Annotated in this window: 18 protein-coding genes; 9 read left to right on the forward strand and 9 right to left on the reverse strand. The window is 47.1% G+C overall.

All coding sequences use genetic code 11. The features are described from left to right. Positions 1–9 precede the first annotated feature (9 nt). The 3 genes from CVV54_05290 to CVV54_05300 all read left to right on the forward strand — a co-directional run bounded on the left by CVV54_05290 (position 10) and on the right by CVV54_05300 (position 3,147). Positions 10–2,193, forward strand: a complete 2,184-nt coding sequence (locus CVV54_05290) for an aldehyde:ferredoxin oxidoreductase (protein PKL04543.1) — start codon at positions 10–12, stop codon at positions 2,191–2,193. Between the two features lie 14 nt (positions 2,194–2,207). After that, positions 2,208–2,405, forward strand: coding sequence for a thiamine biosynthesis protein ThiS (gene thiS, locus CVV54_05295; protein ID PKL04297.1), 198 nt, complete (start codon positions 2,208–2,210; stop codon positions 2,403–2,405). Between the two features lie 124 nt (positions 2,406–2,529). After that, the gene (locus CVV54_05300) at positions 2,530–3,147 is read left to right on the forward strand and encodes a lysine transporter LysE (GenBank protein ID PKL04298.1); all 618 of its coding nucleotides are present in this window, start codon (positions 2,530–2,532) and stop codon (positions 3,145–3,147) included. Here CVV54_05300 and CVV54_05305 read toward each other — a convergent pair. Then, positions 3,137–3,655, reverse strand: a complete 519-nt coding sequence (locus CVV54_05305; protein PKL04299.1) for a QueT transporter family protein — start codon at positions 3,653–3,655, stop codon at positions 3,137–3,139. The two genes, CVV54_05300 and CVV54_05305, sit on opposite strands and share 11 nt — an antisense overlap. A gap of 106 nt (positions 3,656–3,761) precedes the next feature. Between CVV54_05305 and CVV54_05310 the strand changes: the two genes are divergently transcribed. From CVV54_05310 to CVV54_05320, 3 genes are all read left to right on the forward strand, one after another. Further along, entirely contained in the window at positions 3,762–4,757 is a 996-nt protein-coding gene (locus tag CVV54_05310) for a glycerol-3-phosphate dehydrogenase (GenBank protein PKL04300.1), read from the forward strand. 277 nt (positions 4,758–5,034) lie between these two features. Beyond that, entirely contained in the window at positions 5,035–5,364 is a 330-nt protein-coding gene (locus tag CVV54_05315; protein PKL04301.1) for a toxin-antitoxin system antitoxin subunit, read from the forward strand. Then, the gene (locus tag CVV54_05320) at positions 5,361–5,693 is read left to right on the forward strand and encodes an addiction module toxin RelE (GenBank protein ID PKL04302.1); all 333 of its coding nucleotides are present in this window, start codon (positions 5,361–5,363) and stop codon (positions 5,691–5,693) included. Before CVV54_05315 ends, CVV54_05320 begins: the two co-directional genes overlap by 4 nt. 135 nt (positions 5,694–5,828) lie before the next feature. On the opposite strand, the gene CVV54_05325 is transcribed toward CVV54_05320, so the two are convergent. After that, entirely contained in the window at positions 5,829–7,175 is a 1,347-nt protein-coding gene (locus CVV54_05325; protein PKL04303.1) for a DNA repair protein RadA, read from the reverse strand. Positions 7,176–7,272: 97 nt separating this feature from the next. Here CVV54_05325 and CVV54_05330 point away from each other — a divergent pair, with 97 nt between their 5' ends. After that, positions 7,273–8,679: a sodium:solute symporter gene (locus CVV54_05330; protein ID PKL04304.1), complete on the forward strand. Its 1,407-nt coding sequence runs from the start codon at positions 7,273–7,275 to the stop codon at positions 8,677–8,679. Positions 8,680–8,742: 63 nt separating this feature from the next. Here CVV54_05330 and CVV54_05335 read toward each other — a convergent pair whose 3' ends face one another. After that, positions 8,743–9,240 carry an adenosine monophosphate-protein transferase gene (locus tag CVV54_05335; protein PKL04305.1) on the reverse strand — a complete coding sequence of 166 codons (498 nt, stop codon included), beginning with the start codon at positions 9,238–9,240 and terminating at the stop codon, positions 8,743–8,745. Positions 9,241–9,399: 159 nt separating this feature from the next. Next, positions 9,400–9,834, reverse strand: coding sequence for an HlpA protein (locus tag CVV54_05340; protein PKL04306.1), 435 nt, complete (start codon positions 9,832–9,834; stop codon positions 9,400–9,402). Between the two features lie 141 nt (positions 9,835–9,975). On the opposite strand from CVV54_05340, the gene CVV54_05345 reads away from it, so the two are divergent. Then, entirely contained in the window at positions 9,976–10,191 is a 216-nt protein-coding gene (locus CVV54_05345) for a hypothetical protein (GenBank protein PKL04307.1), read from the forward strand. A 3-nt stretch (positions 10,192–10,194) separates the two neighbouring features. Here CVV54_05345 and CVV54_05350 read toward each other — a convergent pair whose 3' ends face one another. Together CVV54_05350 and CVV54_05355 are read right to left on the reverse strand one after the other, a co-directional pair. Then, entirely contained in the window at positions 10,195–10,479 is a 285-nt protein-coding gene (locus CVV54_05350; GenBank protein ID PKL04308.1) for a hypothetical protein, read from the reverse strand. A gap of 26 nt (positions 10,480–10,505) precedes the next feature. Then, positions 10,506–11,867 (reverse strand): voltage-gated chloride channel, encoded by a 1,362-nt coding sequence (locus CVV54_05355; GenBank protein ID PKL04309.1) that lies wholly within the window; start codon positions 11,865–11,867, stop codon positions 10,506–10,508. A gap of 100 nt (positions 11,868–11,967) precedes the next feature. Between CVV54_05355 and CVV54_05360 the strand changes: the two genes are divergently transcribed. Continuing rightward, on the forward strand, positions 11,968–12,588 hold the full coding sequence (locus CVV54_05360; protein ID PKL04310.1) for a hypothetical protein: 621 nt from the start codon (positions 11,968–11,970) through the stop codon (positions 12,586–12,588). Between the two features lie 13 nt (positions 12,589–12,601). Here the strand turns inward: CVV54_05360 and CVV54_05365 are convergent, their stop codons facing one another. Genes CVV54_05365 through CVV54_05375 form a run of 3 tightly spaced genes read right to left on the reverse strand, consistent with a single transcriptional unit; the run spans position 12,602 to position 15,326 of the window. Further along, positions 12,602–12,829, reverse strand: a complete 228-nt coding sequence (locus tag CVV54_05365; GenBank protein PKL04311.1) for a hypothetical protein — start codon at positions 12,827–12,829, stop codon at positions 12,602–12,604. A gap of 15 nt (positions 12,830–12,844) precedes the next feature. Next, positions 12,845–14,674, reverse strand: coding sequence for an aldehyde ferredoxin oxidoreductase (locus CVV54_05370; GenBank protein ID PKL04312.1), 1,830 nt, complete (start codon positions 14,672–14,674; stop codon positions 12,845–12,847). A 1-nt stretch (position 14,675) separates the two neighbouring features. Then, complete coding sequence (locus CVV54_05375; protein ID PKL04313.1) at positions 14,676–15,326, reverse strand: lactate utilization protein; 651 nt, start codon at positions 15,324–15,326, stop codon at positions 14,676–14,678. Positions 15,327–15,346: the final 20 nt, after the last annotated feature.

The following is a 15,346-nucleotide window of genomic DNA, read 5'->3' on the forward strand; positions in this document are numbered from 1 at the left end:
AAAATGGAAATGAAAGAGATGAAACTTTTATCGGAATGGTCATACGAACCTGCGAAGATCCACAGAGGTTACGCAGGAGAGACTCTTTACGTAGGACTTGGAAATAAAGACGGAAACTACAAGTTTGAAAAACGGCCTGTATCCGAGGACATGAAAGAGAATTTTACCGGCGGACGCGGCTTCGGTCTTAAACTGCTTTGGGACGCAGTAAAAGAAGGCACAAAGTGGGATGATCCCGAAAACGAACTTGTCATTGCCGGCGGTCCCTTCTGCGGGATCACACAGTATCCCGGCACAGGAAAGTCATACACTGTATTCCTTTCACCTGCGACAAAACAGACGTACAACAGCAATGCCGGAGGATACTTTGGTCCTTTCCTTAAATTCTCGGGGTTTGACGCCCTTGAAGTCCAGGGAAAAGCAGACAGACCGGTTGTAGTCTTTATCGACGGAGATAATTTCAAAGTACAGATCTTTGAATCTACCCTTGAAGACAACAACGCATACTATATCTCTGAAGAACTGCACGACTATTTTGCAAAAGACGAACAGGACAAACGCACCATATCCGTTATCTCAACAGGTATGGCAGCAAAGACCAGCTATATAGTAGGTCTTAATTTCAGCTTCTATGACGTCCGCAGAAAGGCCGTAAGACTTAAGCAGGCCGGACGCGGCGGCGGCGGAACCGTTCTCTGCGATAAAAACATTGCAGCAATAGTCGTTAAACGCACGAAGTTCACAGGAATTGAAAATGACCCAGTCGACGTCGAAACAATAATGAAAGCTGGAGCCAGCCTGCACAAGCGCATCCATGACCATGACAACGAGCAGTGTCAGATGCGCGCTGCCGGTACAGCCCACCTTACTGAAATCATGGACGACTACGAACTCCTTCCTGTCCACAATTACAAGTACGGAAGCCATAAAGACATAGGCAACATCAGCTCACACGAATACATCAAGCTCTTCAGCCAGGGAACTGCAGACGGCTGCTGGTACGGATGCTCACTGGCATGCGCTAAGGCTGTAGACCACTTCCCCCTTCAGACCGGACCATGGAAGGGCAAAGAAGTAGTTGTAGACGGACCCGAATATGAGACAGCTGCAGGCCTGGGGTCGAACGTAGGCATTTTCGATCCTCACTGGACAATAGAAGCCAATTTCTATGCCGACCATTATGGACTTGATACGATCTCCCTCGGAACAACAATGGCATGGGTATGTGAATGCTATGAACTCGGGCTCATTAACAAAGAAAATACACATGGCCTTGAGATGACTTTCGGCAACAAGAAAGATCTGATGGAGCTGATACACCGTATAGCCAACGCAGCTGATGATTTTGCGGTTGCGACCGGCTGGGGTATCGAAGCTGCACGTGAGTACTACTCAAAGAACTACGGCGCAGATCTTGAAGTAATGAAAAAGATCGGAATGGTATGCCAGGGACTGGAAGCTTCCGAGTACAGATGCCAGGAGTCAATGGCTCAGTGGGGAGGATACTTCCTCACGCTTAAAGGCCCTCAGCATGACGAAGCATGGCTCATCTTCATGGACATGGTCAACAAACAGCTGCCGACATACGAGGACAAGGCCGAGGCCCTTTACTTCTTCCCCTGCTTCCGTCTGTGGTTCTCTCTCCACGGTCTCTGCAAGCTGCCATGGAACGACATCGAACCTGTCGACAACAGCATCAAATATAAGGGCATTGAGGCTGCAAGGGTACCTGAGCACCTTAACAACTACCTCAACATATACACAGCCATTACTGGCAAGCCGCTCGACAGGGACGGAATGATCCTTCAGTCTGAAAAGGTTTACAACTTTGAACGGATATTCAACCTCCGCATGGGCAAGGGTACTTCTAAGTTCCATGAAGCTCCTGACCGCGGACTCGGCCCTGTCTGGGAAGACGAATGGATGGCAAGGCCCGACTATTTTGACGCCAAGCTTAAGGAGTTCGGTGAGGAGATAGAAGGCAAATCAGTCAAAGAAAAAATCACCCTTCTCCAGAAGCACCGCCGCGCACAGTGGGAACAACTCAAGGCTGCTGTCTACAAACGCCGCGGATGGAACAAGAACGGCATACCGACACTCAAGACGGTGAAACGCCTTGGCATCGATTATCCGGAAGTTGTTGCTCTACTTGAGAAACACCTCAAGCCGGAAGATGAATTCGAGGAAGCATAAGGACAGCAATATAAATGATAACGGTAAACGGGAACCAGTCAGAATGGGAAGAAGGCCTCACAGTTAAGCAACTCCTGGCGAGAGAGAATTATACTTTCAGGATGCTGTCTGTGTGGATCAACGACCGACCGGTCGAAAAAAAAGATTTTCCCACACATCTGATCCCCGACGGAGCAAACGTACAGGTAATACACAACATCAGCGGAGGTTAACTACACCGCATACAATTGCTCAAAATAAAAATGAGAGACGGAATTATCGGTCTCTCATTTTTATTTGAGACATTGTCTTTGTAGTCATATAATTAATAACATTTATTTAAAGGATGTGCACAAAATGTATCAGCTACTTTGGAAGGGTTTCAGGTTCGGGACGCTTTTGCAGGTTGCAGTTGGACCTGTCTGTCTTTTTATATTCCAGACAGCAGCTTCGTCAGGGTTTTGGGCCGCTGAGGCAGCTGTTCTGGCTGTAACGCTGGCCGATCTTTTTTACGTCACAGCAGCAATACTTGGAATCGGAGCATTGATAGAAAGGAGTTCGTCTGCCAGGTATATTTTCAAATATCTCGGGGCAGCGGTGATAATACTCTTTGGGATATCTTCCATTCTCGGGTCTTTTGAAATACACATAATACCGGGCTTCGGAACGTTAACCAGGACAAACTCGGAGAGTGCCTTTATCAAAGCACTCCTCCTTACCCTTTCAAGCCCCCTTACGATCATTTTCTGGGCGGGAGTATTCTCTGCAAAAGCGGCAAGCGGAGAAATGAGCGGCAGAGAAGTATCCTATTTCGGTTTCGGAGCGATACTTTCAACCCTCGTATTCATGTCGATGACCGCAATAGCTGGGACACTTACAGGAAGTTTCCTGCCGTCATCTGTCACCCTTATACTAAATATTCTTGTCGGTCTGGTGCTGATTTTTATCGGGGTAAGAACTGCTGTCAGGAATTAGTCTTCTTATTTACTGTTATCCACTTCTTCAAATTCTTTTTTTCGAGGATCTCTTTATCAAATATTTCTGTGCGTGATGCAAGAAGCATGCAAAGCGGTATTCCAATTCCGAAACAAATAACCGCCTGGCTTATGCCAATGTATATTATCGAATAGAGCACAGGAGTATCTGTAATAACTCCAAGATATGTACCTACAGCCAGTGCATTTATAACCACCGGAGGAACGGCAGCAAGCCATATCCCGGGCATTTTATATGTCAGCCATGCGGCAGCAAGAGTCGCCGCACTTCCTATAACTATATCTATCAGGCCGAACCCTCCTGCAATGTTTGAAAGAAAACAGCCGATAAAAAGCCCAGGGATCGCTTCTGGCATAAAAAAAGGAAGCAGCGTCAGCGCCTCAGCGACCCTGAACTGGACGGGGCCGAATGAAAGCGGAGAAAGCGCCACGGTGAGTGCAGTATACAAAGCAGCGATCATTCCGGATACAGCAATACTTCTTATCATTACAAAAAACTCCTGACAGACAAAGAATGTTGGTATTATAACCCTCTTAAGGCTATAATGACCACAAACAAAAGCATCAAATATATCCTGACGGAGGTACTCACTAATGAACATTACAATGCTGGGGGCAGGAAGTTTTGGGACAGGGATGTCAAAACACCTTGCCGATCTGGGACATAATATTCTAATGTGGACGATAGATAAAGAACAGTCAGAGTCGATCAACAAGTCAGGCAGGAACACTTTTTGCTTCCAGGACACAATCCTGCCGCGTACGATCAAATGCACGATGGACATGGATGAAGCTCTGAACTTCTCAGACCGTGTGATCATGGCGATACCTACCCAGTTTGAACGTGAGGTATGTCAAAAGGTTGCTGCCACCTGCAAAAAGAATCTTCACATGTTGAACCTGGCTAAAGGCATTGAGATCAGCACAGGATATCTACTCCATAAAGTACACGAAGAAGAATCTCCTGAAAATATCTATTCGGCACTCTCCGGTCCAAGCCACGCTGAAGAGGTATTGATAGGGTGCCCCACTGCCGTTGCGCTTGCCTCATTTCACGAAGGAGAGGCAGAAAGCTGGCAGAAGATACTTACAGGGAATAATTTCCGCGTTTACACTTCTGATGATGTTATAGGCCTTGAAGTAGGCGGGGCAACAAAAAATATATATGCTGTCGCAGCAGGGATCTCAAAAGCTATGAAGCTGGGAGACAACGCGCTGGCTGCGATCGCATGCAGAGGACTGGCTGAGATCATGAGGTTCGGCAAGAAACTCGGAGCAAAACCGATGACCCTTTCCGGCCTTGCTGGTGTAGGCGACCTAATGGTCACCTGCTACAGCATGCATTCAAGGAACTTCAGGCTTGGTCTGGCAGTTGGAAGCGGCAAGACATTCGATGCAGCGGCAAAAGAACTGGGACAGGTAGCAGAGGGAGCTTACACAGTTAGAGCGGTCATTGAAAACAGCAAGAAGTTCGATGTTGAAATGCCTCTTGCTGAAGGCGTCTACCGTATCCTTTACTGCGGAGAATCACCCGAATTGATCATGAGGGAACTTTTCTCGCGTCCGCTTAAAGCCGAACAGCTCTTCTGATCGTTTTAAAACCTTACTGACAACGCAGTGGCTTAGAAAATTTATATAGGGACCTGTAATGCTCAGCTGCTGATAAAGAGTAGCTGGGCATTATTATTGAAGTAGTAGCATGTTGATATATTTATACCGTTCTGCAGTTGGTGTCCAGGATCGGAACAATATTTTGCAGGTTAAGTTTTTGAACTAAAGAGGTCCCTAAATATTCACATCAATATATAGATTGACAAATTTATCTATATATCTTACTATGTAAATCACAGCTCAAGGAGGTGGGAACATGAATAAAACTATGAGTCCGTCAATTTTTGATGACATAATATCGATCACAGAATTCAACAAAGGACGGGCGGGAAAAATTTTTGAAAGCGTCAAATCCGGTCGTCCCAAGATAGTCTTTAAAAATAATGTTCCTGAATGCATTTTGATTTCACCGGAACAATATAAGAATATGCTTGATGAGCTAGAGGATCTACAGCTTATCGCGTTGTCTCACGAGCGAATGAAAAATTATGATTCCGAAAGATTATTATCCTCAGAAGAAATAAATAAGAAATATGGTTATAACGATCCGGATATCGCCGATGTTGATGAGATTGAATTTGAATGAGCTGGAAGGTAAGCTATCTTCCCGAAGCCGATAAAGACTTAGAAAGGCTGGATAATTCACAAAGGCTTTTGGTACTCAAAGCAATCACTAAAGTATCATTAAATCCAAAATCGAAATCTGAAGGAGGTTACGGTACCCCCTTAGGAAACAGAAATACAGCAAGGCTGGCAGATCTGTTTAAAATTAAATTAAAGAAATCCGGACTGCGGATCATTTACAAGTTAGTTAGAACCAAGGAGACAATGTTAGTAATAATTGTCGGTGCAAGGGCTGACAATGAAGTTTATATTGAGGCTGATACACGGGCTAAGAAACACCAGCCTCTGTAAAATATAAACAGACTCGTATCGCAACAACATACTCCGAACCTCTGAAAGTTTGTGACCATGTTTTGAAACAATTGCTACACTACAGCTTCACCATGGCTTCACGCGACTGATTCTGTCACAGTTTCACAATCGTGTTCATCCCTTAAGAAAGAACCCCAGCACCTCGTTCAGCGACGAGACCCTGACGGTCTCCATCGGGTATTCGTCTTTCGGACTCCTTCTGCTTATCACAGCTTTTTTGAAACCGAGCCTTGAAGCCTCTTTCAGTCTCATCATGGTTCTTCCAGCAGGTCTCACCTCACCGGCGAGCCCCACCTCTCCAATGAAACAGACATCTGAGGGAAGTGGAATATCTTTTAAAGTCGAAGCAAGTGAAACACACACGGCAAGATCTGCTGCGGGATCCCTAAGCGTCAGGCCACCGGTGATATTTAGATAAACGTCACTGGTCCTTGAATATACACTGCACCTTTTTTCCAGGACTGCAAGCAGGAGTTGGAGTCTGTTGGCCTCAAGTCCCCTTGAAGTACGCTTTGGATAAGGGAAAGGAGAACTGCAGGCAAGCGACTGTATTTCCGCCGCCAGCGACCGTGATCCTTCAAGTACCATGGAAATCGCCACCCCGGAGCTGCCGAGGTCGCTTCCGTCCCAATAAAGCCTGCTCGGATCGAGTACAGGTGATAGTCCCTTATCTGACATCTCAAATATTCCCAGTTCGTCAGTACTTCCGAAGCGGTTCTTCTCGGCTCTGAGCAGTCTGTTCGGAGAGTTTTGTTCTCCGGAGAAAAGAAGAACCACGTCGACCATGTGTTCAAGGAGTTTTGGTCCCGCGATCTGCCCCTGCTTTGTGATATGCCCTACGATCACAGTTGGTATCTGAAAGTTCTTAGCCATCTCTACAGCCATGGAAGCTACTCCTCTGACCTGATTGGGAGATCCCGCCCAGCCGTTTTCCGCATCTGCCCTGAAGGCCTGTACGCTGTCAACGACCACAAAATTATATTCCTCCGCAGCTTTCAGACATGATGCGAGATCATCCTCACAGAGAAGATAAAGGCCTTCAGACATGAGACCCAGCCTTCTTCCCCTGAGAGCAAGCTGTCCGGAAGATTCTTCTCCCGAGATATATAAAACTTTTTTGCCGTTTCGTGCCATTTTTGCGCATACCTGAAGCAGAAGGGTCGATTTGCCGACTCCGGGTTCTCCCCCAAGCAAGACAACTCCGCCCGGCACCCATCCGCCTCCAAGAACCCTGTCAAGTTCTCCGATCCCTGACGGGACTCTTTCCTGCTCCTCAACATCAAGTCCTCGAAGCGGCGATGCTGCCTTTGCGGCTGCAGGCCTTCCATCCTTAGTCATGAGGATGGGCTCTTCCTCTTCCATGCTTCCCCAAACGCCGCACTTAGGACATTTGCCAACCATGGTAAGGCTTACATATCCGCACTCGCTGCACTTATATCTGTTCATATCTTTTTTTGCCATGTTTGAATCCTCCGCATACAGAATATCAGAGCACTGAAGCAACTACAAGTGATATAATAGCGCGCAAACCTCAAAAGAGGTAATATATCACCGTAATATGAGATGGGGTGGCACTTTGTTTTATTTTTACCTGGCAGCCATATCGACCCTTGCGATATTTGTAGCGGCAGGAACCCTCATAGGCGCAAAGACATCCGATCCCAGAGATTATTCTCTTGGTGGGAGAAAGTCTTCCGCTGCGGGAGTCACCGGCATTCTTCTCGGAGCCCTGGTAGGCGGGGCATCCACTGTCGGCACCGTACAGATGGCCTACAGCCACGGGATGACTGCTGTATGGTTCACGCTTGGAGGCGGGATAGGCTGCCTGCTGCTGGGACTAAGATTCGCCGTCCCGCTGAGAAATTCTAATATCACTACAGTCGCTGATTACCTTGCCAAAAGCTATGGAGGAAAAGAGAGCATCTGCGGAAGATCGATATCATTAACTGCGACGATCTCATCGACTCTTGGCACCTTCATATCGATATCCGCCCAGTTTCTGTCATGCATAGCCCTGCTGAAAGGACTTTTCCCCATCTCTTCGTCCACAGCATCCCTGCTGGCCGGTTTTTCAATAATCGGCTTTATTGCTGCGGGAGGTTTGAAGAGCTTCAGTACTTTGGGCGGAGCAAAGATCATTCTGCTCTATTTTGTCCTTCTCTCCTGCTTCGTTATGGCAATAGTAAACGGAGGTACTTTTAGCTTCGTCGCATCACAATTAGACGCTGATCTTTGGTTCAACCCGTTTGGAAGGGGTTTCGTACCTGAGATCGGGTATTTAGCCTCCATGATAGTTGGAGTTTTCACAACCCAAATCTACATACAGTCCTTAGCTGCAGCAAAAGACGCCCAGACAGCAAAAAAAGGGGCTTTCGCATCAGCACTTCTTATGCCTCCTATGGGATTTCTTGGAGCCTGGGTAGGGCTCTCCGTAAAGGCCAGGGGTATAGAAATGAGACCTGATGAAGTCCTTTCCTGGTTCATAATGGACTCTTTTCCTCCATTCTTAGGAGGAATCATATGGGGAGGAATACTGATCACGGTTATAGGATGTGCATCAGGGCTGATTCTTGGAATATCGACAAATATTGTCAAGAACCTTATTCCAGAAAAATTCATACAAAAACACAGTGATAGTGAAATTATGATCCACCGTATGCTGATAGGCGCTATCGTAGCAGCATCAGCCTTAGCGGGGATAACCGGAGCCGGCTCTATGATACTGGAATGGAGTTACCTGAGTATGGGACTCAGGGGAGCCGGTACCTTCCTGCCTTTCGCAGCAGCTGTCATACGCCCTGATTCCTTATCACCCAAATGGGCGCTTGCATCTTCGGCAGCAGGGCTCTCAGGAACGATCCTTTGGGGTCTATCTTCTTTGCCGGGTGACCCTCTCTTCGCCGGACTTGCTGTTTCGGCAGCCTGCGTCCTTATAGGCTTCAAATCAAAAAAACAGTATATATAAAAACAAGCCGGACCTCCTTCTATGATAAGGAGAACCGGCTTTCTTAATTCAGAGACAATAATATTATCTCTTGTATCCTATTATGTTGCGAAGCAAGCCTTTTCTCCAATTCTGGCCATTTTCATCTTCAACACCTGCTGTTTTTGATCCATCTATTACTCCTATGACGCCCCTGCCCTGCTCTGTTTCAGCAACAAGCACCTGCATGGGGTTAGCAGTTGCCGCAAAGACACGGCATACTTCCTGTACATTTTTGATCCTGTCTAGAACGTTGATCGGAAATGAGTTTCTTAAAATGACAACGAATACGTGACCCGCATTGATCGCCTTTGCGTTTTCAATTGCTGCATCTTCAAGATCTTTTTTGTTTCCGTCATGCCTGACCAGGCAGTCACCGGAAGCCTCACAGAAAGCAATTCCGAATTCGATAGAGGGCGAAGATGTCACCAGAGCCTCAAAAATATCCTCGACTGTTTTGATGAAATGGCTTTGCCCTATTATGATGTTGCATTCCTCCGGTATTGTCACCTGCTGTATATCGATACTGATATTACATGACATGATATCTTACCTCCTCAGCTCTTGATATTTACAAGTATATCAAAACCTATATCTTTTGACCTGTATTATCCTTATGGATTAACGTTTTATCGAAGCATGAAAAAACCCCGTACGCAATAACACGCCGGGGTATTAATATTTATTGTGATATTTTTGAGATTATTTTTTCTTTTTCAAGTCAGCGATAACATCGTCGGTAATATCCGTCCCGCCGAAAAAGACCGCTCCCTTGTCAACTACCACTGTTATCTTCTTGGCATTTGCAACTGTTCGTATCGCCAGGTTAATATCCTTGAAGAGCGGTTCCATAAGCTTTCTCTCTTCGTTTGCAGCCTCTGTTCGTTTGTTCTGGAAGATCTGGGCCTTCTTTTTGTCGTCCGTCTCTTTATCGATGGCCACCTTAGCCTCTTCCTGTTTTTTGTTTGTCACATCGCGAACCTGTTTCTGGATCTGTTCAAATTTCGGATGCTGGAACATGATCCTCTGTGGATCAACGCAGCCCATTACATCCTGAGCATATGCCGCACCTGCGATATACAAAGAAAGGAAAAGCACGGACAAAATACTTACTGCTATTTTTCTTGCTGGAAACATAATACCTTTACCCCCTCTTAGTTGGTTCAATAAAAATAGAACATAATAAGTCAACTAGTGAATTCTACCTGTCAATATATTCAAAGTCCACGTATAATTGCGGAATAAAGAAATATCAGCTTCGAAGGGCGGCGGACCCATATGGATTGCATAGCAACTTTTGACACGACTCACATGGCTTTGTTCTTTGAGAAATCCTGCAGGAGCATTGGCTTGAAAGTAAAGATCGTTCCGGTTCCCCGAGAGATATCTTCAAGCTGCGGCCTTGCCTGCAGTTATCCCTGCGAAGATGAAGAGAAGATAAGATCCATAGCCGCAGAAAAAGCCATAGAGGTCTCTGATTACCACAGACTTTAAGAGCTACTCCTCAGGTTCATCCGGGGGAGTGCCGTCTTTGAAATACTTATGCCAGAAAAGTGCTGTAAGTCCCCTCCAAAGCAGATAACCTCCTGATGTCACCGCAACACTGATCCAAATCAGATCCGTAAAACTCAAACCTGTCCTTTTAAGCTCCAGCTGACCGCTCTGCCTGACTTCGGCAGACCCAGGACCAAACCATTTCCAGGCCCAGAACATCAAAAACACAACTGCCACTGCCGTCAGGATGTTGTTGATCGTTTTTTTCGGGATCTTATCAAAGTCCATATTTACACCGCCTTTAACATTACTTGTTATTTTCTTTTAATTATCCTGTTCAATATCTTTTCCAGGTGGAAGCGTATTACTCTGCCGTATGAGAACCCTTCGAAACGGCCCGTTATTCTTGTCTTTCCATCTACGCTCCGTCTCACAAATGTCCTTGCTTTTGGCCTGAGCATCACCTGGCTTGGATATAGGCTCCTGTGACCCGCGACTACATAAGAGACCGCGCATACCAGACCGGCAAAAGGAGCTATCGGAGCTCCAAAAAGCTCCATAGCCAGAATAGTTGATGCGATCGGTGTATTCGTAGATCCTGCAAGCACTCCTGCCAGGCCCAGCGCACTGCTGACAGAGGGATCAAGACCGAATATATTCCCAAAAAGCGAACCGGCAGCGGCACCGACAAAGAGCGTAGGTGTAAGTACTCCTCCGCTTCCTCCACATGATAATGTGACTGCCATGGCAAACGACTTAAGGGCAAATGCCGCTATCGGGACGTTGCCTCCCCTTATCGCTTCATCTACTGTTGCCATTCCAAGTCCAAGGTATCTGCTGCCAAACACGGCGCTAATTGCAAGAAGTATGGTCCCGCCAAGAAGCGGTTTCTGCCAGTCAGGTATCTTCAAAGATTTAAATTTTTTATCCACCGCGTGCAGACACTCTATGTGGAATACTGAAACAGTGCCGAAAAAGACACCGGCAAACAACGACCAGCCAATCAGACCGGGAGCAAGAAGAGGAACGTTGACGGTAAATTCAGGAAGATGCCCCGCACCCAAATATGCCGCTGTAAAGCATGATACGATCCCGCTTATGAAGGATGGAAGGAGAACATCGTAGAACATCTGTCCGACGAAGAGGACCTCCACTCCGAAAACTGCTCCTGTTATGGGAGTCCCGAAAACTGCGGAAAAACCTGCGGAAATACCGCATATTACAAGTTTTTTCCTGTCAGATTCATCAAGCCTGAATATCTTGGAAAGACCGTACATCAGCCCTGCGCCTATCTGCGCACAAGGACCCTCTTTTCCTGCCGAACCTCCCGCAGCTATGGTTACTATTGTCGCGATCAGTTTTACCGGTACGACCTTGATATCGATAATTCCTGCCCTGCGATGAACAGCGTCGATAACTTTCTCTGTTCCGTGACCTGCCGCTTCAGGCGCAAGTATTCGAACAAAATAGAGGCTGAAGAGGAGCGCGGGGAAAATAAGTAAGTATCTCCAGCTGCTGAAGGAAGAAACGTATTCGATAGCCCAGTCAAGCGAAATAAGAAAGCCTGCAGTCACTGCCCCGACGATCACACCTGCCATGATCGAAAAGAAAGACCACTTTAAAAGAGAACTTAGGAGCCAGAGTTCATCCCTGACCATTTTTGTGTCCATTTTCATCACCGCCGTTAATTCTACCACTTTATCGCAGCTCTCCAGGGATCAATAAAATAATACCAGAGATAATCCAAAAGCATATTTAGAGTATAATCTTCACATTATGAAAGAGAGCAAATTGCCCACACTCCAGAAAATAATAGCCTGCTTTTTTGCGCTTGTATTCATAGCCTCAATAATTTTCATTGGCTACAGGATATATTCCAAACCTGCATATGAGGTGCACGAGAAAGAACAGGCGAGGCTGCTTGCGATTTCCGCCGTATCCCTCTTTTCAGAGAAGACATCCAAATACCCCGGCATTTGGGCAAAATTTGAAAGCAACGAAACTGAACTGATGATCGATCACATGAGAATAATGGGAAACTGGGTCGTCAAAGTAAATTTCATAAATAAAGGAAGCCATATCGATGTTCTGTCATCTGTAAGCTCCGGGTGGAACTCAAGAAGCCCTCAATCCGCAGAAATCAGAGCAAAAATATTTAATGACGGCAGCATGGAATTTGAAGACGGAGATACTGCTTCGACATCCGCCGACAGGATCAAAATCGACAGGCTTAAGACTCTTGGCAAGATACACAATTTCAGATTCCCCGACGAACAGAAAAAAGTGCCTGTTTTGATAGATGCTGAGGAGTTCCTATTTACAGATCCTGAAGGGAATGAATTTCTGGTTTTAAAAGATCCTCTAAAAATCAGTCAGGATATCCTGCCAACAGAATAAATCCTGATCCTCTTCAGCCGCTTGCCGCCATAGGGTATATCTCCAGGACATCACCTTCAGAAAAACTGTAGTTCCAGGGCTTTGTCCTGTTGTTGACTACAGGAAGGATGTTCTCTTCTTTTCCGATCCCGGATCTTACAACATAATCCCTTATAGTCTCACCTGCTGACGGCATAAGTACGGAACTCTCATCTACACCGTAAAGATCTGCATACTCGGGTCTGATTTTCAGTCTGATCAATAAAAGCACTCCTTGTCAGCTTAGTCCAAGCCTCTCTATCGTCTCCGGTTTTGGGACCCCGTCATCGTCCCATCCGCGCACCCAGTAATATTCATCAAGCATAGGTTCAAGGTCGGGAGTGTAATCACCGGTCCCCTCATCCCTTCGCGGTGTAGAAAGGATGCGCTCAGGCAGTCTGTCATCTTTCCTGCGCAGACCAAGCCTGATGTTGTACAGCCGTTTAAGATTAAAGATCCTCTCACCTGTCTCTGCCATCTCTTTGACAGACGTCTTAATGCCTGTCACTGCTTCATACCATTCGCAGATCTCAGTCACGTTGACACCGCCGTAAATCGTAAACTTGCACATTTTGAGGGAGTCCATCAGCCCCATGAGATTCTGGGCATGGAAGTTCAGAAGTCCTTCTCCGCCTTCAGTGTATCTGGCACGCGGTTTTTCATATCCGAACTCCGGCATGACGGCAGTCTTTTCGAAGAAATATGCAGAACTTGTGAGATGGCAGGCTCCCCTGTTGCTTGTGGCATATCCCACAGCCATCGTATTGAAACAGCGGGGGTCATGAGCGGGAAGGGTCAGTCCTTTGACATGGACAGCAAAACCCTCTGTCCCTGGCATCTTTGCGGCCATTCCGGCTACTCCGAGGCCAAGAAGTTTTCCGACGCCTTCAGCCCTGCATATCTTTTCCGTCAGTGCGACAAGCGCTTCTGCGCTCCCCCATTCCGCACTGATACCGTCAAGTTCGTCCAGGGAAAGGAATCTCTTCTCAAAACATTCCATCGCCATAGCTACTGCGCTTCCAGCCTCAATGGTGTCCACACCATGCCTGTTGCAGAGGTCCGCTGCGTAGGTTATTGCCTCAAGGTCGTTCACCAGGCAGGAACCGCCCATAAGCCCAAGCGTCTCATATTCCGGGCCGGCGCCTTTGACTCCCGCCCATCTTCCGCTCTTTATCTCCACATCGCGCCCGCATCCGATCGGACATGAAGCACAGTAATAATTTTTCTTCAGTATGGTGTCTGCCATAACCTGTCCGGTAATTTTTTCCGCATCGGGCCAGTTTCCCCTTCGCCAGTTCTGCACAGGAAGATCGCCCATCTTTTCTGCTGCAGCCGTTCCTCCGGCTGTACCAAGCAGCTTCATACCTTTCATCTTTTCTACTAGAAGAGGAACCATCTTCTTTTGCTGGACCGTCAATCTTGCAGGGTCAGCAATCTCTGTATCTCTGCTTCCGATAGCTGCAACGGCTTTGAGCCTCTTGGATCCCATAACTGCTCCGAATCCGCATCTTCCGCTCATCCTAGCGTTTTCACCGTCATGGCCTATACAGGATATTGGTACCATTTTTTCACCGGCGATACCAATGCAGGACGTCTCACAGGAAGGTCCGAACCATTCCTTCAGGTGTTCGTCCGTATAAAAGGTATCCTTGCCCCATAGGTCGCCTGCAGGCTCTATGGTCACGTTCTCGTCCTTTATAACAATGATTGCCGGCTTATCAGATATTCCTTTGACGATGAGCCCGTCCCAGCCGGAACGCTTGAGCGCTGTTCCAAACCTGCCGCCCGCGTCGCTCTCGCCGAATATCCCCGTAAGTGGTGATCTGGAGGTTATCTCGTGACGCCCGGAGGTCGGTACCTTAGTTCCTGTAAAGGGTCCAGTCATCCATATTATCGGGTTATCAGGACCGAGAGGGTCTGTCTCAGGTCCTGTCATGTCGAACAACAGCCTGGCACCTATCCCGCTTCCGCCAATGTAATCCCTGTACAGTCTTTCGTCAGGAGTTATTGTAGTTATGGTGCTGGCGGACAGGTCGATGGAAAGGATCCTGCCCCAATATCCTTTCATGCTAGTACCCAAGTTCTTCGCCGACTATTATGACATGGCATTCACGCCCAAATGGGGGGCGCTCCATCATGGTCACTATCCTGCAAACCCTCTCATGGCTGTTGCAGTTTACGCAATGGCCTACAGCAGCACATGGTACCTTGTAGTTAAGACGTATAACATTAGGGGGAGTAGCTGTATTACGGGCCCGTTTAAGCGCCGTTTCAAGATCGGGCGTTATTTTGTTGATGCCTACGATGTAGAGCAGCTTGCCGGGTGCCCAGGCCATTGCGCCCACCCTGTTCCCTGTGCCGTCAATATTTACAAAAACCCCCTCATCGGCTGTAAGCGCGTTGGTGCTGGTCACCAGCCATTCTGAGGTCATTTCTTCCAGCAGCCTTGTCTTTCTGTCCTCTGCTTTCAGTTCCGGATCCCAGTGGACAGAGACCTTCGAGCCTCTTTTTTTAAGCTCGTCGATCAGACCTATCTGCCTGACAGTAACTGTACCAGGGACTCCAACGGAAGCTCCGTCAGGTATAAGTTCAAGCGCTGCCTTAAGTGCTGCTTCTTTATTTTTCACAAACCAGGCGGAGTACCCCAGACTGTTCAGTTTTTTGCAGACAGTTTCTCCCAGTTTTTCATATCCGTTGATTTTAGCTTCGTTCATATCCATAGCTTTCACTCCTTCATGAC

Source organism: Synergistetes bacterium HGW-Synergistetes-1, from assembly GCA_002839185.1.
Lineage (GTDB): Bacteria > Synergistota > Synergistia > Synergistales > Synergistaceae > Caenicola.